Raw genomic sequence first — 21,076 nt, forward strand, 5'->3', positions numbered from 1 at the left:
CTATCTCCTTTTTTATAATCCTGTGGTTATAGGAAGCCCGTAATAACTGTTTAAATTCTCAATTGCTTGAGTAACAGCGCCTTTTAGTAAGTTATCGATAAAAGAAAAAACTATGATTTTATTATTTTTAATCGAAAATCCTAAATGAGTGTTGGGTGTACCAACGATACTTTTAATTGATAAAAATGATGATACTTCTGTACTATCTGTCTCTGCTGCTATATCAATGAATTTAAATAAAGAGTACTCAGTATATTCTTTGTTATAAGCATCGCTAACTAAATCACTAATATTCTCTTCTGAAGTTGTAGTTTCTAAATTTAAATCAGCATAAATTGTCATCGCAATGCCAGAATGAATCGGTAACATACTTGTGTTGAAATAAAGCTCATCTTCTTTAATATCAAACTCTGCTAAAGCTTTTAGAATCTCAGGAATATGTTGATGTTTGCTAATCTTATATGGAAAAAAGTTGTTAAGCATCTCTGAGAACATTAGATCTTGTCTAGGTTTTTTCCCTGCTCCAGAGACTCTCGATTTGGCATCTATAATTATATTGTTGGGTTTTATTAGATTATGCTTTAGTAGAGGGAGTAGTGATAATAATGCACATGTCGCATAGCATCCAGGGTTCGCTATTATGGTATCTTGCTGAGTAAATTTAACATATGGGGAAAGTCCATATTTTGCACCTTGTTCTATTCCTTCAATAGAGTGAGATAATCCATACCAAGATGCTAATAAAGCTTTATCTAGTCTAAAAGCTCCGCTTAAATCTAAGACCTTTGTTTTTATATTCTTCTCATAGAGCTTTTGTAGTCTCTCTATAGAAATTTCCGCTGGTGTAGCTAATAATAAAAAATCCACGTCGAAGTTTTCAGCACTTAATTTATCCAAAGAATATGTGTATTCTTTATTTTCTTGCTTAGATATTCCTAAGCTCCCAGCTAATTCAAAATTTGGGTGTTTACTTATTAATTCTTTAAGAAGCTGTCCCGTGTAACCATTTATTCCAGCTATGCATATTTTCGAAATCATTATTTATCCACAACTAATAATATTTGATGAACACTGTAACATTTTAAAAACTTTATGTGAATAATTATTTGATAAAAAAGAATAAAAATTTTAAATAAAGATCAATTTTTGTTTATTTATTCATTTATCATGGGGGGAAAGGTATAAAATCAGTTATTGACATTACAAAGCAGTATGGTGCAAATATAGTAGCATCCATGCCTATAAATATAGTTAAAGGGGAAAATGCTTACGTATATGATGGTTTGGGTAAAAAATATATTGATATGGCAACAGGTATTTCATCTGTAAATTTTGGACATAATAACCCTAAAATTTTGTCAGCTCTGTTTGAGCAAGTGAATAAAATTTCAGTTGTGCCAAGACTTTTTCACAATGAGCTGTTGGCAAATTTATTAAAAAAAGCTTGTGAGCTAACAAATATGGATAAGGCTATAGTTATGAATAGTGGTGCTGAAGCTATAGAAACTGCAATAAAAGTAGCTAGAAAGTGGGGATATGTAAAAAAGCAGATTCCAGATGGTTTGGTAGAGATAATAACTTTTGATAATAGCTTTCATGGTAGAACAATAACGGCAATAGGTACATCATCGAATCATGCGTATAAAGATAAGTTTGGCCCTATGCCTCAAGGTTTTATCTCAATACCTTATGATGACTTAGATGGCCTTGAAAAAGCTATTACAAAAAATACAGCAGCAATAATTATTGAGCCTATCCAAGGTGAGGGCGGAGTGATTATTCCAAATGAGGAGTATTTGTATAAGTGCCAAGAAATTTGCAAAAAGAATAATGTGTTGTTTATTCTAGATGAGATACAAACATGTATGGGACATACTGGCAAAAATTTTGCTAAAGAGCATTATGGTTTAGATCCTGATGGGATGACATTGGGGAAATCTTTGGGAGGAGGAGTTTTACCTATTTCACTATTTCTAGGCAAAGAAGATCTTATGGAAGTGTTACATCCTGGTGATCATGGCAGTACTTTTGGTGGTAACCCATTAGCTTCTTCTGTAGCGTATAAGGCTCTTAATATTTTGGATGAAGAAGCTTTAGCTGAGAGAGCAGGAGTTTTAGGAAGCTTATTTGTAGATCAGTTAAAAAAAATAAATTCTAAATATATCCAAGAAATAAGAGCAAAAGGCTTATTTATTGCTTTACAGATATGTCCACAGTATTTTGAGAGTTTTTATCAAGAGCTTTTAAATCTAGGTATACTTGCTGTAAAAACTAGAAATAATACTATTCGTTTATTGCCACCACTAACTATAGACAGAGAAACTCTTGTTGAAGCTATAAATATATTAAAAAATCTAAAACTTTGAAAATAAGAAGTTTTCTATGTTTGCTTTTAGTTTTTTAATATTTTTGATTGATGATGGAGCAACAAAAATTGTATCATCTCCAGCTACTATACCGATTATTTCAAAGCTATTTTTGTTGTAGTCTAAAGTTCTAGCAACCAATTGTGCGGCACCTGGAGCAGTATCTATTACTACAACAGCTTCATTTGCGTCAATCTTGATAACTAATGATGAAATATTATCAGTCATTATCGGAGGAGCTGGCTCATTAGGTATTTTATATACTAGAGCGCTTTTTTCATTTTTGACTTTAACTGCACCAATTTTTTTGAGCATTCTATTAACTTTTGACTGGCTAGCACTATAGCCTAAGCCCCCCAAAGTATCACAGATATCGTTCTGAGAAGAAAATTCTTTGCTAAGAATGAGCTGTCTTAAATCGTTATAAATATCAGATTTATCCATAAATTTTCCTTAAATAAACTAACTTCAGCTTTCGTTATTTTAACGATATTGAGATATCGCAATTATAAGCTTTTCAGAAAAATATATCTATTTTTTGCAAAAATACTAGAATTATTTATTTAGTTTAAGTTTGATAGCTACATAAGCATCACGGAAAGACAGACCTTGTTCTACTAATTTATATACTTCTTCGGTAGCATACAAGTCAGGGGTCATTGCTTGTTCTAGTTTATCTATATGAACATTCAAATCCTTGATTGTTGAGTTAAATAATAAAGCGGTATCTTCGATTAGAGTTATAGCTTCAAAGAATGGTAGTTTTGTTAGTTGGTAGTCACGATTATAACCACTAGGGACACTATCAATTATAGAAGTGATTTGTTGGAGGTAACCTTGATATAGTTTTGCATTGCCTCTCATAATTTCAAATAAATCATAATTACGCTTTTGAGGCATAATTGATGATCCTGTCGTATATGAGTTGTTTAGACTAAAGTAATCAAATTCTGCCATTGTAAATAACATCATATCATTAGCAAATCTTGAGTAAATGCTTATAGGGTTTGAGAATGTTTGTAGCGTCAGTTTTTCAAAATACCCTCTAGAGAATGCACAATAAATAGGGTTGTCTTGTGTTCTATTAAAGCCAAGTAGTTCGGTAGTATATTCTTTATCATGTTTGAAGTTGCTGATACCAAATCCTGATGCTGATCCTAGGGGGTTTTGGTTAATAACTTTGCTAGTAGCTGATATTAATAATAGAGTGTCTGCTAGCGCATCAGCAAAAGAGCCCAACCAAGTTGCAACCGTAGTTGGCATTGCTTTTTGCATGTGTGTATAGCCAGGCATGAGTATGTTTTTGAATTTACTAGCTTTAGAGCGAAGAGTGTAGATATTCTCTTGAATAGTTTTTTCTAAGAATTGAATCTTATCTATCATGAAAAGACGTAGCATCACTAATGACTGATCATTTCTACTTCTACCTGTGTGTATCTTTTTGCCAACTTCACCATAATGCGTACATAAATACTGTTCAATTGCAGTATGACCATCTTCTTGATCTTGATTTATTCTAAATTCATTGCTAGATAGGAGCTCTTGTATTTCTTGTAATCCTTTTTTGAGAAGATTAAGTTCATCTTTAGTAATGACTTTCATCTTATAAAGCATTTTTGCATGAGCTAAACTAGCTTGTAGATCGTATTTTAATAGTTTCTGATCAAGTATATAGTCCTGACCTACAGTATATTTTTCAACTATAGGTAAGAGCTTATCTGTTTCTGTTTGCCAAAGTTTTTTGCTCATAATATTACTTCTTATTTTTCATTATTGAATATGCTGTACGTTGAGCTAAGCTATGAAGTTCTATAAATCCAGCAGAGGCATTATGATTAAATAAATCGCCACTAGCTTCAAAAGTTGCTAACTCAGATTTTAGCATAGAAAATGGTGATTCGACTGCTAATACTTCTATATTACCTTTATATAAAGATACAGTCACTTTTCCCGTTACTTTTTTATTTTGCTCTTCGATAAATGCAAGGATATTATTCATAACAGGGTTATACCATTCAGCGGCATAAGCAAGGTAAGCCCATTTGTTGTCCATAAATGTTTTTAACTCATTTTCTTGACGGGTGGAGACAAGTTGTTCTAGCTTTTTGTGGGCTGCTATTATAATGCTAGCAGCTGGGTTTTCATAAATACCTCTAACTTTTAGACCAATCAATCTATCTTCAATAAGGTTAAATACCCCAACACCATGTTCGCCACCTATTTTATTACACTGCATAATTAGCTCGGCTAAAAGCATAGCTTTTCCATCTAGTTTGGTTGGTATACCTTCGACAAACTCTAGGGTAATATTTTGTGATTTATCAAGGGCATTTTCGGGAGTCTTACACCATTGTAAGATAGCCTCTTTAGGAGCAATTAAATTTGAATGTTCTATTTCGCCACCTTCTGCGGTATTGCCCCACATATTTTCATCATATGAGTATGGCTTGTCTTTTTGTTGCTTAACTGGAATATCATGTTTTTCGGCATATTTTAATTCTTGCTCTCTACCCATTCCCCATTCTCTAACAGGAGCAATTGTTTTTATATTTTCATCTAATGTTGTTAGATAGCTTTCAAAACGAACTTGATCATTACCTTTGCCTGTACAGCCATGGGCAACCACTTGGCAATCATATTTCTTAGCTACTTCAACAGCTATCTCTGAAATAATAACTCTGCCAAGAGGAGTTGAAAGAGTATAGCCACCTTGATAATCAGCATTTGCTTTAATAGCTTTGCTTATAACCTCATCTGCAAAACGATTTTTGGCATCATATACCACAGCATCTATCGCACCTAAGTTGATAGCTTTTTGTTTTATTTGTTCTAGATTATCAGCAACTTGACCAATATTTATAGTTAAAGCAATAACTTCAACACCATATTCCTCTTGAATCCATTTGAGCATAATTGATGTATCAAGACCACCTGAGTATAATAGAAGACAACGTGTAAAATCACCTTTTTTTGCTTCATGACTTGCGACTTTTTGATATGAGATAGACATTTTAATTACCAATTATTTTAAATATTTATTCATTTTATCAAATCAATATTCGACATAAAGGATTTTATTGCAGCTATAATGAATAAATATTTGTATGATTGTGGCTTTATTTGTACCCTATATACACAGCTATAATTATCATAATAGTACTTTAAGTCATCAGATATAGATAGAATTTAAAGATGAATTTTAGCCATAATCCATAAGGTATCCTAGCAACACCAAGCACAGCCATAAGTGTAGCTGATGTAGGCATTAAGCAATGTGTCCAGCCATCACCAAGTTGGAAAGCTAAGACGGCAATTTGCTTACTTAGGCCGTTAGGTCTGCTAATGGCGACATAATTGGCATGGTAAGAGCTGCTTGACCTGAGCCTGAGGTGACAAAGAAGTTAAATATTGATTGGAAGAAAAGCATCCCTATAGCAGATACATACTCATTGGTACCTGATATAGCTTCTGAAGCATAGTGTATAGTGTTTAACATTGTGTAATCTTGAGGATTAGAGCCTCCCATAAGATATATCAGACCATAAGCAAAACCAATGATTAAACAAACAGGTAAAAGATCTTTCGCACCATTTTTGAAAGCATCAATAGCAATACTCAAATTCATACCATTTACTTTACCAACTATAGCAAACAGTCCAGTTAATAGCCCTATTATTGTGAAAAGTGTTGCAATTTCGGGGATATAATAGCCTAGCTCTACTACACCATACACTAGCCATATTATCGTAGCGATTAAACTTAAGAGTATTAACCATGAGTGGATACACATTTTTTGTGTTTGTTCTAAACTATGCTCATCAGAGTTTCTATAGAAATTATCATAAATATACATAGGTGAGGATTGAGGTTTCTTTTGTATTTTTAGTGCATAGATGATTGCAAAAATACTTATAGATAAAGTAAATATAAACCACATAATAATCCTAAAAAGACTACCTGATAATATTGGAATCTCTGCAATTCCTTGAGCAATACTAACTGAGAAAGGATTCATCCAAGAAGTTGCAAATCCTACTTGAGTTGCTAAGTAGATAACCACAGTGCAAGTCAGAGCATCAAAGCCAATAAGTACAAAAATTGGCAAAAGCAACATTATAAAAGGAATAGTTTCCTCTCCCATACCAAATACAGCGCCACCTAAAGAAAAAATAAAACATAAAACGGGTAGTAGGATGATTTTGTTATTTTGGAATTTATTCACTACTCTAAGAATTGATTGGTCAATAACTTTTGTTTTAAGAAGAACCCCGAAAGAGCCTCCTATAATTAATAAGAAAGCTATAATTGCAAGAGCGCTACCATCTTTTGATCCTGAGGTTATACCATCATAGATGAAATTGGTAAAACCTCGACTTTGACTATTTTCAGTTGCAAAGATTTTGACGGGCGATGTTTCTGGATTGCCTTGAGAATCTAATTTATATTGAAAGCTATCAGCAACTAGTACATTTCTAGAATAGGTTTGGCCATCTGAAGAGTATTGGATTCTTTTTACATCAAACTTACCAACAGGTATGTAATAGCTTGTGATAGCTACGAGGATCGCGATACAGAATAGTATCACTAAAGTATCAGGCATTTGTATTTTTTTTGACTTCTCATCTATGGAATAATTTTATTATGAGTGTTTATTTAGATTATCAGTATTTGATAAAAAGTAGGTATAAAAATTAACAAAGATTGTCATATTTTCAAATAGCAACATGCCTTTAAGAATGTTATTATTGTGTTCCATAATTTTTTATACTTTCATGTGTTCAAATGAATCCTAATACTAAAATTATTTTTGTAACAGGCGGTGTTGTATCATCGTTGGGTAAAGGTGTAACGGCAGCTTCTTTGGCTACTCTTTTAGAAAGTCGTGGCTTAAATGTAACTATGATGAAGCTCGATCCGTATATAAATGTTGATCCGGGTACTATGAGTCCGCTACAACATGGTGAGGTATTTGTAACCGAAGATGGAGCAGAAACTGATCTTGACTTGGGTCACTATGAGCGTTTTATTCGTAATAAAATGACTCAAGCAAGCAACTTTACAACTGGTAAAGTTTATCAAAGTGTTCTAAGAAGAGAGCGTAAAGGAGACTATCTTGGAGCTACTATACAGGTAATACCGCATATTACAGATGAAATAAAAAGACGAGTATGTGAAGGGATTGTTGAAGATGTTGATGTGGCAATTGTTGAGATTGGTGGAACTGTTGGTGATATAGAGTCTCAGCCTTTTTTGGAGGCAATAAGACAACTAAGAATTGAGCTTGGTAGAAATAGAACATTATTTGTACATTTAACTTTACTACCGTACATAAGAGTAGCTGGAGAATTAAAGACAAAGCCAACGCAGCATTCTGTCAAAGAGTTAAGAGGTATTGGAATTCAAGCAGATGTTTTGGTATGTCGTTGTGAGAAAAGATTTGAGGATAGTGAGAAACGTAAAATAGCTCTTTTTACAAATGTTGATCGAGACTGTATATTCACAGCTGAAGATGTTGATACAATTTATGAGGTACCACTTAGATATAATCAACAAGGTTTTGATGCAAAGCTTGTCGAATTTTTGAATCTAAATACAAAAGAAGCTGATCTATCAGAATGGCAAAATGTTGTAAACACTATCAGAAATACTAAAGGACAAGTAACAGTTGCAATGGTTGGTAAATATGTTTCTTTAACAGAAGCATATAAGTCTTTAAATGAAGCACTCTATAATGCAGGGTATAAGAAGGGTGTTAAAGTCAAAATAAAATTTGTTGACTCTGAAGAGATTAATGATACTAATGTGGGATCATTCTTTGAAGATGCTGATGCTATTTTGGTTCCAGGTGGTTTTGGTAGTAGAGGCGTTGAGGGTAAAATAGCATCAATTAAATATGCTAGAGAAAATCAGATTCCTTTCTTGGGTATTTGTTTAGGGATGCAGCTGGCAGTTGTAGAGTATGCTAGAAATGTGTTAGGCATACAAGATGCACACTCGAGTGAATTAAACCCATCAACTACTAATCCAGTTATAGGTCTAATAACAGAATGGCAAGCAGAGGATGGTACTATACACCAAAGAACACAAGACTCAGACTTAGGTGGTACAATGCGTCTAGGTGGATATAAATGTGTATTAAAAGAAGGCTCTCGTGCTAGAGAAATTTATCAAGCGGATGAGGTGATTGAAAGACATCGTCATAGATATGAAGTTAATAATAACTATGTTGAGCGTTTAGAAGATGCTGGTTTGATTTTCTCAGGAAGATCCGAAGATAATAAACTAATGGAGCTCATAGAAATCCCAAAACATAAATGGTTTATAGCTTGCCAAGCTCACCCTGAATTTACATCTACTCCTAGATATGGGCATAAATTATTTGAATCATATATTCAAGCTGCAGTTGTAAAATCTAATAAATAATCCCTAGTTTTGAAATTTTGTCAATAAAAGTGATATAATCTGAATTAACTAAGAATTGGAGAATTAATTAAAATGAGTAAACAAAGAACTTTGTCTATTATCAAACCTGATGCGGTAGAAAAAAATATAATTGGTGAAATCTATAGACGTTTTGAAAAATCTAGATTGAAAATTGTTGCTGCTAAAATGAAACATTTGTCAAAAGCAGAAGCAGAAGGTTTTTATGCGGTACATAAGGATAGACCATTTTTTAGTGCTCTTGTAGAGTTTATGATTTCAGGTCCTGTGATGATACAAGTTTTAGAAGGTGAGAATGCTGTAGTTAAGAATCGTGAATTAATGGGTGCTACAAACCCTAAAGAAGCAGAAGCGGGAACTATTAGAGCTGATTTTGCTGATAGTATTGATGCTAATGCTGTTCATGGTTCAGATGCTCCAGAAACAGCAGCACAAGAAATTAAATATTTCTTTAGTGATATAGAGATTGTTGGCTAAGCCAGTCTATATCGAATAATACCTAGGAGGAGATTGATAATGAGTTGGTTAACTAGAGTAATTGGCAGAAGTCTTGGTTTAGAAGCGCAGAAAAAAGATATGCCTACAGGAGTTTGGAGTCAGTGTCCAAGCTGTGGAGTAACATTATATTCTGAAGAATTACATAACAATAAGTCAGTATGTCCAAGTTGTAACTATCATTATAGAATATCTGCTAGACACAGATTAAATCTATTCTTTGATAGAGAGAGCACAAAAGAGCATTTTGCGAATATATCTCCTGTAGATATGCTTAAGTTTAAAGATACAAAATCTTACAAAGATAGACTATCTCAAGCGCAGAAAAAAACTGAAGAGCAAGATGCGTTAGTTGTAATGGAGGGAACTGTTAAAGGATTCCCAGTAGTTGCTGTAGCTTTTAACTTTATGTTTCTGGGTGGATCTATGGGTTCAGTTGTTGGTGAAAAGTTTGTAAGAGGAGTTAAGCTTGCTATTGAGAAGAAAGTTCCTTTTGTATGTTTTACCGCAAGTGGAGGAGCTAGAATGCAAGAATCATTATTCTCATTAATGCAAATGGCGAAAACTAGTGCTGCTTTACAAAAGTTGGTAGAAGCTAAGCTACTGTACTTAGTTGTGCTGACAGATCCTACTACAGGTGGTGTATCCGCATCTCTAGCTATGCTTGGTGATGTACATCTTGCTGAGCCAAAAGCTTTGATAGGTTTTGCTGGACCTAGAGTAATTGAGCAAACAGTGAGAGAAAAATTACCTGAAGGCTTCCAAAGAAGTGAATTTCTAGTAGAAAAAGGTATGGTTGATATGATCGTTGATCGTAGAAACTTAAGAGAAGAAGTTGCGAAGCTGATAGACAAACTTATGCCTAATTTGACTAAAATCAACCATAATCACTCTCTAGAATACAAATCTGAGCAACAAGTGTAGTTCTTAACAATCATGAGCATCGAAGTTAAAATAGCTAAAATAATGGCTAAGTCAGATGCTTGCAATTGTGATCTTTTAGATTTACTTCTTATCCTTGATAGATTTAACTTTGACAAGAAGTTTAAAGTAATAACCATTGCTGGAACAAATGGTAAAGGTACTACAGTAGCTATGCTAGAAGAGCTATTAGTGTCTAATAACAAACAAGTATTAAGTCATACATCTCCTCATGTTTCCAAATTTAATGAAAGAATTTCTTTAAATAAGCAATCAATAGCAGATAATGTTCTTTTGGAGCTATTAGAAAGATTAGAGGAAATAACTCCTGAGTATCGACTATCTTATTATCAAATAGCTTTCTTATGTGCTTGTATGTATTCTCAAAGAGTTGCTATTGATTATCTGATTTTAGAAGTCGGCATAGGTGGGCGTTTAGATGCTGCAAATATAATAGATGCTGATATTACGGCAATTACTAATATTGATTTTGATCATTGCGAGATTCTTGGTGATACTCTAGATAAAATAGGGCGTGAAAAAGCTGGTATAGCTAGGCAAGAAGTTCCTTTATTTTTAGGTACAAAAATGCCTAATAGTGTTTATGAGTATGCACAAGCATGTGGAGCAATCATTTATGAAGAAACTCATGAGTATAGCTCTAGAGATTGCTTTGTGCATAGTTATAATATAGCTGTAAGTATAGCTAATTATCTTTTTGACCGGTTATTGATATCCTATATTCCAAAGTTAGAAGGTATAAGGGCTAAAGCAAGATTTGCAACTTTGAAAAATGATTCTATAAATAATAGTTATATTGTTGTAGATGTTGCACATAATCCAGCTTCTGTGAGACATCTGTTTGAACTTTTAGATTCAAAATTTGGTGATAAAGGTATTAGATATGAGGCGGTATTTGGAGTTTTGGCAAGTAAGGATCTGCATGAAATATTAAATATTGCAAAATCTCATGTATATAAATGGGATATCGTTGATCTTAGTTATCTAGATAATCGAGCAGCAGGTTTGGATAAAATAAAGCGAGAGTTTAAGTCACAACAAATTGTGAGAGTTGATTTTAACAAAGACCTAAGTAGTATATATTTGTCAAAAAAAGACACAGTAACAGTTGTTTTTGGATCATTTGTATTAGCTAGAGAATTTATAAAGTAGTATGAAAAGCATAATAGTGAAAAGTGAAACGCAGATGTTTGAGTTTGCTCAAGAGTATGCTAAGAAACTCCAAGCAGGTCAGATTATATATTTACATGGGGATTTAGGTGCTGGTAAAACTACTTTTGTAAAAGGAGTGCTTAAGTCTTTGGGTTATAAAGGTAATGTCAAAAGTCCAACTTATACCTTGGTTGAGAGTTATGAGTTTGATAATTTTAATATTTATCATTTTGACTTGTATAGATTAGCCGATCCAGAAGAGTTGGAGTGGATAGGTATTCGAGATTATTTAAATGATAACGCTATTTGTTTTGTGGAGTGGCCAGAAAAAGGTAGGGGATTTTTACCAAAAAATAGTATTGATATATATATAAAATACTTGCCGGAAGGCAGGCAAGTAGATTTTTGTTAAAAATCTCTACAAATATGGTACGAAAGTATATTATACTGTTAAAAATACTTGTATTTATATTACTTGTCTGTGGGAGAGAGGGATGAAAGTTAGATTTGTAATTGCCTTTTTATCAGTAATGTTCTTTGGTTCATCATATGCGACTCTAAAAGAGTGCTATAAAGATGGTGTTGATCAAGAGTATGAAAAAGTTTTGGAATCATGTAAGCCGTATCTTAAAACTGATGCTAGAGCTACTGGATTATTAGCTGAAGCTAATGTTCAGCTTGATATGAGCGATAAAGATGCGCTAGATTATGCGTTGTGGGCTTCAGATTTTTATGAAAAAAATGGTGCTCCAACTGATCCTGAAGGAATTAGGTCTTATTCATATTTGGTATATTTGATTGGTGAGTTATATTTCTTTGGTTCAGAAGGTGTTGATGTTGATCAGCCAAAAGGCATTGAGTATATAACTAAATCAGCGGATCTGGGTTATGATGTTACGCAAAATCAGCTAGGCAAGCTATATGTAAGAAATGATAAAATGCCTGGTATGAATGTTGCTAAGGCTTATATGTGGTATAAGCTAGCTATAGCTAATGGTAGCTTAGAGGCTAGAGGAGCTTATTTGATTAATAATCAGCAAAAATTTATTCAGGAATATCCATATTGTATGTCTCTTGGCAGGGCTTTTATTGCCGATGCTTATCTAAAAGGAACTGGAGGTCTTCCAAAGAGTCCTGATTATGCTATTAAATGGTATCAGAAAGCATATAATTTAGATCATTCCGCTGAGATAGAAGCTGGCTTGGCTGAAGCGTATTATAATGAGTATAAGAATATTAATCATGGTAAACATGCATTTAAGCATGCAGGAATGGCAGAAGCACTTGTTGCCAAAGATGATAAACAACGAGCATATAAGTATGCGCGTGAAGCTATAACACAACCATATGCACCAGCATTTGCTATTATGGCAGAATTGACTGATAACAAAGTTGCTAAGTATGTTTATTTATCAGAAGCTATAAAATTGTATAACAATCCGTTGGTTAGTTTCTGGCGTCAGTTTAATCCTTACTGTATGCCAAATCTTTCTGATAAGCGAGGACTAAAGAAAGCTGAGCAGGAGTTAGCTAAAATAAAGCTTACACCGGAGGAAAAAGACTTGGCAATAAAAGAACAGGAGAGTTTAGAAGTGTACTGGAATCCTAATGTTAAGCAAGATCAACTAGCGCAAAAACCTTCTCAGCCACTGCAGCAAGCGAGTGAAAAAACACAAGTGGAATCAAGTCAATCTTAATGAATAGGCTTGTGATTTTAGAAAATGAAAAAGTTCTTCTCAAATAGTTTAATTGTATCTATATTTTTATTTTTATCGAAACTTTTAGGTTTTGTCAGGGATTTATTGTTAGCTAGCTTTTTTGGTAGTGGATCTGCTTTACAAGCATTTTTGGTAGCTTTTAGATTTCCTGAGTTTATGCGTAAAGTTACTTCATCTGGAGTTTTGACACAAATACTTAATCCGTATCTTGATGGTAATGCTAACGATAGAAATAAAAAATTTATTATAACTGTACTTTATTCTATAGCATTATTGTTGTTGGTTATAACTGTTGTAGCAATAGTATTTAGTAATATTTGGGTAGAGATATATGCGTATGGTTTAGTCGATGATAGTGACACTCTAAGTTTAGTTAGAAGTATGTTTATTATCATGATATCATACTTGCTGTTTAATGGTGTTATGGGTGTAATATCGGCAGTATTAAATAGTTATAGTAAATATTTTATATCATCAATGTTACCGATAGTGCTAAATATTGTCATGATAATCGGTATAGTCGTATCGCCTAAATTTAGTATTCCTATATTTGCAGTTGCTTATGCTATATTGTTAGCAGGAGTAATTCAAGTTGCTATTGGCGGATATAGTCTTATCAAGCTAATTGGCAAGTTTAAGCTTGATCAAGATATAGTTTTGGTCAAAGATATACGAGCAAGGGCTTTTCTCAAAAAGCTTCCTTCAGCATTTTTTGGAACAGCAATATTGCAGATAAATGGATTGATAGAAACATTTTTTGCATCATTTTTGATATCAGGAAGTTTAGCTTGGTTGTATTATGCTGATAGAGTTAATCAGTTTTTATATGGAGTGTTTGGCACAGCAATTGTAACGGTTATGATTCCATACTTAATTAGTTGTAAAAAGGATAAGCAAAAATTTTTTCAAACATTGGGATTAATTATAAGATTTACTTTGATAGTTACGGTTCCTGCCGTATTGGGTTTATTTATTTTGGCTAAGCCAGTAGTTATCTCACTGTTTTTTTATGGTAAATTTAGTCTTAAGGATGTTGATTTCACTTATTTGGCTATGCTAGGATATCTTGTATCACTATTTTTTTTTGTGCTTGTTAGAGTGATTGTCTCCGCACTTTATACACAGAATAAAATATCAATAGTTTTTTATATTGGTTTAATCTGTCTGATAATTACTATAGTTGCTGATATGTTAATTGTGAATTTGTTTGCAAGCGATGATCATGCATTTTTATATTTAGCATTAGTAAGCTCATTTGTAGCATTGTTAAATTTGGTTATCCAGCTGTGGGTTCTTTGTGATTTTAGTATTAGATTATTTGCTAGAAGTTATTTACACTTTATGACAATTTTTAGAATAATAATTGCGAGTATATGTATGATTTTAGTATTAAAATCATTTAATCTGAGTGATAGTTATTGGATTACTTTATCAATGTTTGATAGACTCAAAAGTATAGCTCTAATAGTTTGTGCTGGTGTGTTCGTTTATTCTGTGATTATGATAATACTAGGAGGCTTGGGGTCTTTTAGAGAATTGAAACAATGAGTTAGTTGAATAGCTTATTAAGTTATCAGAACAAATTTATTTAGGATAAAAATGTACGATTTTAAAAAAATAAATAATCTTAGAGGAGTAGAAAGAGAAACCCTAAGAGTTAGTCATAATGGAGCCCTTGCTAGATCTAATCATCCATCTGCTCTAGGGCATAAACTAACTAATAGTAGTATAACAGTAGATTTCTCAGAGAATCTCCTTGAGTTAATCACAAAGCCTCATGATAGTATTGAAAGTGCTTTTTGTGAGCTATATAATCTTTTAGCTTTTACTTTAGCTAATATGGCTAATGATGAGATTATACTTAATACTAGTATGCCATTATCAGCTAATGAAAGTGAAATACAAGAAGCTAATTTTGGTAACTCAAACTCTGGGCAAATGAAAAGAGTTTATCGTAAGGGATTATCTGCAAGATATGGTAAGATTATGCAGATAATATCAGGTATACACTATAATTTTTCTTTTGATAAGAAATTAATAGAAAGTATTGCGGATAAAAAGCAGATTTCAACCTCTGATGTTTATTTTGATGTTCTAAATAATTATTTTGAATTTATGTGGCTATTGCCATACTTGTTTGGTTCTAGTCCAATATGTGCTAAAACTTCAGTTAAAAGTAAGCCTAGTTATTTATCGGATCTAAATGAAGAGTTTTATGTTGGTAAATATGCTACAAGTTTGAGGATGAGTGACCTTGGCTATACAAGTCCAGCACAAAAAGATTTAGCTATATCTTATAATGATGTTAAATCTTATGTTAAAGATTTAATACATGCTACAGATGACACTTTTAGTGATTATAAAAAATTAGGTCTGTATGACACTAGCGGTCAAAGAATGCAGCTTAATGATAGTATCTTACAAATAGAAAACGAATGTTACAGTGCGATTAGGCCTAAGCAAATTGCTAAAAGATGCGAAAGACCAGCATGTGCCTTATATAATCGTGGTGTTGAATATATTGAAGTTAGGGTTCTAGATGTCGACCCTTTTACTCCTATTGGGATAAATAGAAATACAGCTCTTTTTGTTGAAGTAATGCTAATGACATGTTTAGTCGAAGGTAGTATAAGATATGACAAAGAGCAAATTAAACAAGCTAAGCAGAATTTGACAGCTGTAGCAATAGTGGGACGTGATCCGGATCTTAGGCTTAATAAACTTGGAGATTATAGTGAAATCTTACTAAAAGATTATGCATTAGAGTTATTCAGTAAAATTGAGATGGTAGCAAGTAAAATGCTGCCAGAGTATGCTGAAGCAGTAAAACTAGAGAAGCAAAAAATCTTAGATGTTAATAAAACTCCATCTGCTAAAATAGTTAGAATTGCACAAGAGCAAGGATATAAAGATTTTGCACTGGATATGTCTCAAAAAGTATCTCAAGAATTTAGAAACTATAAATTATCTACAGATGTTGAAACTAAATTACAAAATCAAGTCGCTGCAACGATAGTTGCAGAAAAAGAATTGGTAGCAAGTGATAATATATCTTTAGATGAATATATTAGTCGATACTATCAATCATCAAAAGGATGTTATTAATTATCTTAAACTATGATTGTCTTTATTATTTGTAAATCATTAGATATAAAAAAACCAGCATAAAGCCGGTTTAGATATTTTGATACAAGTAAAGTACAATTATACTTTCTTGATACCGCCGAATCTCTTCTTGAACTTATCAACACGACCAGCTGTATCAACGATTCTTTGCTTACCTGTATAGAATGGGTGACACTCTGAGCAAATATCAATATTTAAATCATTTTTACCGATAGTTGATTTAGTAACAAAAGTGTTTCCACAACTACAAGTTACTGACACTTCAGTATACTTAGGATGAATTTCTTGTCTCATTTTTATAGTTTCCTTATATTTATAATCTGACATCGCCACTTAGACTATCCCATCTAAGCACCATATCCCTTATTAGAATAGCTCAGAGATTGTAGCTTAAATTATCCACAGTATCAAGCTTAATTAGAAGAAATGTATTTCTCTCTACGTACGCTTTTAGGATTGAAACCGGCATTTGTCAGCATCTCATAAGATTGGTCGATCATATTAGGATTACCACAAACATAAACAACATCAGTCTCTAGATTTAGTCCTATAGTATCAAATTGATTTTGTACATATCCAGAGATTTCATAATCTTTAAGATCTTGTGTTTCTCTACTAAGGCAAAGTTTAAAATGAATATTGTGATGCTTCTTCACAAACTCTACAAATTCATCTTGATAAAGAGCATCCTTACGATATTGAACACCTAGAAGAATATGAATTTCAGTATTATCAGCTTTCTTTAGTAGCTCTGGGAACATCGATTTGTACGGGACGATACCAGTACCAGTACCAACCAGAACTAGTTTGTTTATTTGCTCATCCTTTAGGACAAGTCTACCAGCAGGCCCCATAGCTGGTGCTGTATCACCAACTTTCATATTGAAGAATGTATCAGTTGCAATACCACCTTTTACATAAGTGATACCTATTTCTAAAAGCATATTGTCAGCGGGTAGGGAGCCTAAGCTATAACTTCTACGCTTAAGATTGCCTTCTTCATCAGTAAGTAAAAAGGTAATAAATTGTCCTGCGATAAAGTTTAGAGGTTTACCATCAGTTCTTTTAAATGCAAAGTGTCTAACATTATCAGTGATATCTTTAAAAGAAACTAATTCAAGTTCAAATTTTTCTAAAGCCATTTTATTTAAAACTATTATGATTTACAACAGCAGTAATTATATACCCAAAATACCTAGAAATATAGATATCTACAAAATCTAAGTCATTAGGATATAGCATATATACTGATTGATACAAAGTTATGCATTTAGTCAGCTTTTGTGTATATAATTATCTTATATAGATCGTGATTTTATACTTTGAGAATGTATCGAATATTAGTGTTTTTGTTGTTTTTTTCATATCTAGGGCTAGCAGAGATGACTCAGGCGGAGATAGATAAGATATATACAAAACCTATTGTTCTAGATAGTAAACAGTATACTTTTAATATCGAGTTGCCTGTAGATTCAATAGATGGATATAGATGGTTTCTTATCCCACCTGATTATGATTATGTAGATAATACTGATTATACTCATGAGAGTGTTGATATTGAAAATTCAAAGTGGGGCGGTATGGATAATTTTAAACTTAAACTTACTAATAAATTTAGAAAAGTGCCTCATAAAATTGTATTGCATTTTGAGTGTTTTCGACCGTTTGAGGAATACCCTAAGATTTTAACAAAAGATGTGACGACATTATCACTTTTGGACTAGGAGTATATATGAAAAAAATATTGATAATGATATCTACAATGTTGATTGCTTTAAGTGCAACAGCTATGGATTGTAGTGATAAAAGCTTTGATTCAATAAGAGCTAAAGCTAGACAAATGGAACAAGCTTGGGATTCTGCAGATTTTGAAAAAGTAGTTTCCTTTTATAGTAATGATTTTATGTATATGAGCGGAGGTAAACCTTATACACCTAAAGATGCTGTATTAAAGCATTACGTTGATGGATTTGCTGTAAATAAAATTGGTAAAAGAGATATGGGTAAGTCAAAACTTAACTATGAGTATTGTAGAAACCTTGATGAAAATAATCAGCTAGTCATATTAAAGTTTATTTGGACAAGTTCTGACGGCAAAGTTACTTCAGGACATGATTTACTTGTTTGGCGAAAAGATAGTGAAAATAACTATAATATAATAGTCGATTTTCCACAGTCGTAACTTATGTAATATAGGGAGATATTTATGTTTTTTTTAATATTTTTGGTAATAATTTCTATATTTTTACTGGCTTTCTCAATAAGTATAGTTGAGACTCAGTCTGTGAATATAATAGAGAGATTTGGTAAGTTTGTGAGAATCCAACGAGCAGGACTTAACTTTAGAATACCTTTTATCGAGAGAATAGCTGGTAGAGTTAGTTTGAGAGTTCAGCAACTTGATATCGTTGCGGAGACTAAAACAAGAGATAACGTATTTGTGCATATGAAAGTATCGGTACAATTTTTAGTTGAAGAGTCGAAGGCTGTAGATGCTTTTTATAAACTAACGAATGCTAGAGCTCAAATGGAATCGTATGTTTTTGATGTGATTAGATCATCATTACCACGTATGAGCTTAGATGAATCTTTTGAGAATAAAGATGCAATAGCATTAGACATCAAAAAAGAGCTATCAGAAGAGATGAGTACTTATGGATATACGATAATTAAATCATTAGTTGTTGATATTAATCCTGAGGAAAATGTTAAACGTTCGATGAACGAGATCAATGCCGCACAAAGACAGCTTGAAGCTACAAAAGCAAAAGCAGAAGCAGAGAAGCTTATCAAAATCAAAGAAGCAGAAGGGCAAAAAGAGTCAATGAAGCTACTTGGTGAAGGTATAGCAGAGCAGCGTAAGGCAATAGCAAGAGGTCTGCGTGTATCTATAGAAGATGTTAAAGAAGGTACTGGTGGGAATATTTCTTCTGAATATATTTCATCTCTAGTAATGATGTATCAATATTTAGATACATTAGAGAATATGACAAAATCTGGCAAATCAAATGTAATTTTTACTCCAAATTCACCAAAAGGCTTCAATAATCTAACTTCAGAAATGATAGGTGCTTTGTCTGCTGTTAAAGATATGTAATTTTTTTTTAAATATGATTATTGCATATTAGTATTTCATGAATGAAAAAAATATATAGAAGTAATATTACCATATCGGTATTGCTATTTTGCAAAGTTCAAGTTGAATTTGTGATATTAGTAAAATACTAATTTTCTACTATAAAATTGTTTCTGTAATGCAGTTCCATATGAGTGTATGAACTTAACAAGTATTTGGTCTAGGGAAAAAGTTGTGGTAGCTATGACTGGACTTGAACCAGTGACCCCAGCATTATGAATGCTGTGCTCTAACCAACTGAGCTACATAGCCACGAAAGATGAGATTTATTATATGTAATTTATAAAAATTGTCAATATTAATTCATATTGATGTTAAAAAAATATTACGGATGTTTTATTGCTTGCTAAATATATTAGTTTTGTAGTACGATATAAAGCAAGTATACACAGGGTTTACCCTATATAACTATTAATGAAATAAAGAAATGTCTGAAGGTAGAAATAAATTAAACGATTTTTCATTGTTACAATCATTGTTAGGTGGGCCATCTAAAATAGAAGAAAAGACTTCTAGAATGAGACAAGCTAGAGATAAAAATATTTCTAAAACTAAAAATATTCCGAAAGCTCCTGCTAAAAGGGTTGAGGAAAGAGATACTTCTTTTATCCGTATTCCACAGTATGGCCATAGAATAAACAATAAAACAGTAGATGAATTGCGGAATCCTCAATTAGAGGATGCTCAAGAAATCGTGATAACTGTTGATGTTGAGAAAGAAAGACAAAAAGAAGAAGCAAAACTGTTCAAATGGTTGTGTCTTCGTTTTCCTAAATGTTTCGATCCAATCAATAAGAAGCCACTTAAAATTGGTATAAGTGAAGAAATTGAAATTTTTTATCAAAATGAGCACTTTGCTCCTGTAGATAAAATGGTTCTTAGAAATGTGTTGCGTCGCTATGTTGGTGATACACGTTATCATAAGGCTGTTTTTGAACTCAAGCAAAGATTTAATCTACAAGGTCAACCAGTCGAAGATTACTCTCATGAACACGTTGAGTATTCTAAAAAGCGTCTTGATGAAATCGCTGAGAAAGCTGAGTTTAGAGCAAAGGGCTTGACTATGAAAGATTATTACGAGTACAAAAAACAGCAACAAGAAGAAAAAGTAGATACTGAAGAATAAGTTTTTAAAATCACTGTAAATTATTGCCTCTTTTGCTTTTTAGGTTTATTCTTTTATTCATGAATTATCAAATCTGATTATCTGACAGTATGAAAAAAATATTTTTTTCTAGAAAGTTTTTGGTAGTGTTGCTTCTATCAGTATTATTTATTTTGAGTAGTTGTTCTACTACTGGTGATGGTTATCAAGGGCAAGTACTGCCGATTATAAAGCATGGTCATTCAAAGAAAAAACAGACGGCTTATAATATATATGGTTTTAAGTTTGAAAATACTCCTAGTAGTATTTATAACATTCTTGATAAAAAACCTACTGAGTTTTTGGTTAATGTATATATTGGTGATAATTATGGTTGTAAGTTTACTTATACTATGGATAAAGAAGGTAAAAAAGAAGAGATTACTAAAACTAGTTCTTTTGTATCATACTTATCAGGTAGTAATGAGTTGCTGAAATTAGAGTGTAAAGGTGAAGACTCTAACATTGACTATAAGATTGTCGTTTATGCTAATAATGTTGAGTATGACAAGGTAGGGAACTTATCTTACTTAGCTGCTTTGGGAGGTTTGTAAGT

22 protein-coding genes and 1 tRNA gene are annotated in these 21,076 nt (G+C 32.6%); 14 read left to right on the plus strand and 9 right to left on the minus strand.

Annotation, left to right across the window (positions count from 1 at the left end; genetic code table 11):
- Positions 1-12: 12 nt before the first annotated feature.
- Complete coding sequence (gene argC / locus FNO12_RS01275) at positions 13-1,038, minus strand: N-acetyl-gamma-glutamyl-phosphate reductase (protein WP_014714359.1); 1,026 nt, start codon at positions 1,036-1,038, stop codon at positions 13-15.
- 197 nt (positions 1,039-1,235) lie between these two features.
- On the opposite strand from argC, the gene rocD reads away from it, so the two are divergent.
- Entirely contained in the window at positions 1,236-2,366 is a 1,131-nt protein-coding gene (rocD, locus tag FNO12_RS01280) for an ornithine--oxo-acid transaminase (RefSeq protein ID WP_014714360.1), read from the plus strand.
- Here rocD and FNO12_RS01285 read toward each other — a convergent pair.
- The 5 genes from FNO12_RS01285 to yfcC all read right to left on the minus strand — a co-directional run bounded on the left by FNO12_RS01285 (position 2,355) and on the right by yfcC (position 6,966).
- Entirely contained in the window at positions 2,355-2,810 is a 456-nt protein-coding gene (locus FNO12_RS01285; protein WP_014714361.1) for an arginine repressor, read from the minus strand. The genes rocD and FNO12_RS01285 overlap by 12 nt on opposite strands.
- A 111-nt stretch (positions 2,811-2,921) precedes the next feature.
- Complete coding sequence (argH, locus tag FNO12_RS01290) at positions 2,922-4,115, minus strand: argininosuccinate lyase (RefSeq protein ID WP_014714362.1); 1,194 nt, start codon at positions 4,113-4,115, stop codon at positions 2,922-2,924.
- A 4-nt stretch (positions 4,116-4,119) separates the two neighbouring features.
- Positions 4,120-5,376: an argininosuccinate synthase gene (locus FNO12_RS01295; protein WP_014714363.1), complete on the minus strand. Its 1,257-nt coding sequence runs from the start codon at positions 5,374-5,376 to the stop codon at positions 4,120-4,122.
- Positions 5,377-5,527: 151 nt separating this feature from the next.
- On the minus strand, positions 5,528-5,710 hold the full coding sequence (locus FNO12_RS09955; protein ID WP_306668691.1) for a hypothetical protein: 183 nt from the start codon (positions 5,708-5,710) through the stop codon (positions 5,528-5,530).
- Positions 5,689-6,966 (minus strand): putative basic amino acid antiporter YfcC, encoded by a 1,278-nt coding sequence (yfcC, locus tag FNO12_RS01300; RefSeq protein WP_014714364.1) that lies wholly within the window; start codon positions 6,964-6,966, stop codon positions 5,689-5,691. Before yfcC ends, FNO12_RS09955 begins: the two co-directional genes overlap by 22 nt.
- Positions 6,967-7,148: 182 nt before the next feature.
- Here yfcC and pyrG point away from each other — a divergent pair, with 182 nt between their 5' ends.
- From pyrG to gshA, 8 genes are all read left to right on the plus strand, one after another.
- Positions 7,149-8,789 carry a CTP synthase gene (gene pyrG / locus FNO12_RS01305; RefSeq protein ID WP_014714365.1) on the plus strand — a complete coding sequence of 547 codons (1,641 nt, stop codon included), beginning with the start codon at positions 7,149-7,151 and terminating at the stop codon, positions 8,787-8,789.
- A 72-nt stretch (positions 8,790-8,861) separates the two neighbouring features.
- Positions 8,862-9,284 carry a nucleoside-diphosphate kinase gene (ndk, locus tag FNO12_RS01310; RefSeq protein ID WP_014714366.1) on the plus strand — a complete coding sequence of 141 codons (423 nt, stop codon included), beginning with the start codon at positions 8,862-8,864 and terminating at the stop codon, positions 9,282-9,284.
- Between the two features lie 39 nt (positions 9,285-9,323).
- On the plus strand, positions 9,324-10,226 hold the full coding sequence (accD, locus tag FNO12_RS01315) for an acetyl-CoA carboxylase, carboxyltransferase subunit beta (RefSeq protein WP_014714367.1): 903 nt from the start codon (positions 9,324-9,326) through the stop codon (positions 10,224-10,226).
- 12 nt (positions 10,227-10,238) lie between these two features.
- On the plus strand, positions 10,239-11,396 hold the full coding sequence (locus FNO12_RS01320; RefSeq protein ID WP_041265061.1) for a bifunctional folylpolyglutamate synthase/dihydrofolate synthase: 1,158 nt from the start codon (positions 10,239-10,241) through the stop codon (positions 11,394-11,396).
- Position 11,397: 1 nt separating this feature from the next.
- Complete coding sequence (tsaE, locus tag FNO12_RS01325) at positions 11,398-11,808, plus strand: tRNA (adenosine(37)-N6)-threonylcarbamoyltransferase complex ATPase subunit type 1 TsaE (RefSeq protein ID WP_030003332.1); 411 nt, start codon at positions 11,398-11,400, stop codon at positions 11,806-11,808.
- Positions 11,809-11,890: 82 nt separating this feature from the next.
- Positions 11,891-13,093 (plus strand): tetratricopeptide repeat protein, encoded by a 1,203-nt coding sequence (locus FNO12_RS01330; protein WP_014714370.1) that lies wholly within the window; start codon positions 11,891-11,893, stop codon positions 13,091-13,093.
- A 24-nt stretch (positions 13,094-13,117) separates the two neighbouring features.
- The gene (gene murJ, locus FNO12_RS01335; RefSeq protein ID WP_014714371.1) at positions 13,118-14,662 is read left to right on the plus strand and encodes a murein biosynthesis integral membrane protein MurJ; all 1,545 of its coding nucleotides are present in this window, start codon (positions 13,118-13,120) and stop codon (positions 14,660-14,662) included.
- A 51-nt stretch (positions 14,663-14,713) separates the two neighbouring features.
- Positions 14,714-16,219 carry a glutamate--cysteine ligase gene (gene gshA, locus FNO12_RS01340; protein WP_014714372.1) on the plus strand — a complete coding sequence of 502 codons (1,506 nt, stop codon included), beginning with the start codon at positions 14,714-14,716 and terminating at the stop codon, positions 16,217-16,219.
- Positions 16,220-16,318: 99 nt separating this feature from the next.
- Here the strand turns inward: gshA and rpmE are convergent, their stop codons facing one another.
- Entirely contained in the window at positions 16,319-16,534 is a 216-nt protein-coding gene (gene rpmE / locus FNO12_RS01345) for a 50S ribosomal protein L31 (RefSeq protein ID WP_014714373.1), read from the minus strand.
- Positions 16,535-16,653: 119 nt separating this feature from the next.
- The gene (locus FNO12_RS01350; protein ID WP_014714374.1) at positions 16,654-17,382 is read right to left on the minus strand and encodes a ferredoxin--NADP reductase; all 729 of its coding nucleotides are present in this window, start codon (positions 17,380-17,382) and stop codon (positions 16,654-16,656) included.
- 186 nt (positions 17,383-17,568) lie between these two features.
- Here FNO12_RS01350 and FNO12_RS01355 point away from each other — a divergent pair, with 186 nt between their 5' ends.
- The 3 genes from FNO12_RS01355 to FNO12_RS01365 are packed head-to-tail and all read left to right on the plus strand — an operon-like array spanning position 17,569 to position 19,337.
- Entirely contained in the window at positions 17,569-17,964 is a 396-nt protein-coding gene (locus FNO12_RS01355) for a hypothetical protein (RefSeq protein ID WP_014714375.1), read from the plus strand.
- An 8-nt stretch (positions 17,965-17,972) separates the two neighbouring features.
- Positions 17,973-18,422 (plus strand): DUF4440 domain-containing protein, encoded by a 450-nt coding sequence (locus FNO12_RS01360; protein WP_014714376.1) that lies wholly within the window; start codon positions 17,973-17,975, stop codon positions 18,420-18,422.
- 18 nt (positions 18,423-18,440) lie between these two features.
- Complete coding sequence (locus FNO12_RS01365; RefSeq protein WP_174805277.1) at positions 18,441-19,337, plus strand: SPFH domain-containing protein; 897 nt, start codon at positions 18,441-18,443, stop codon at positions 19,335-19,337.
- Between the two features lie 214 nt (positions 19,338-19,551).
- On the opposite strand, the gene FNO12_RS01370 is transcribed toward FNO12_RS01365, so the two are convergent.
- Positions 19,552-19,628, minus strand: a tRNA-Met gene (locus tag FNO12_RS01370).
- Between the two features lie 175 nt (positions 19,629-19,803).
- Here FNO12_RS01370 and FNO12_RS01375 point away from each other — a divergent pair.
- The gene (locus tag FNO12_RS01375; RefSeq protein WP_030003335.1) at positions 19,804-20,502 is read left to right on the plus strand and encodes a ProQ/FINO family protein; all 699 of its coding nucleotides are present in this window, start codon (positions 19,804-19,806) and stop codon (positions 20,500-20,502) included.
- 89 nt (positions 20,503-20,591) lie between these two features.
- Positions 20,592-21,074 (plus strand): FTL_1709 family lipoprotein, encoded by a 483-nt coding sequence (locus FNO12_RS01380; protein WP_014714379.1) that lies wholly within the window; start codon positions 20,592-20,594, stop codon positions 21,072-21,074.
- The last annotated feature ends 2 nt before the right edge of the window (positions 21,075-21,076 follow it).

The sequence above is a fragment of the Francisella orientalis FNO12 genome, assembly GCF_001042525.2.
Lineage (GTDB): Bacteria > Pseudomonadota > Gammaproteobacteria > Francisellales > Francisellaceae > Francisella > Francisella orientalis.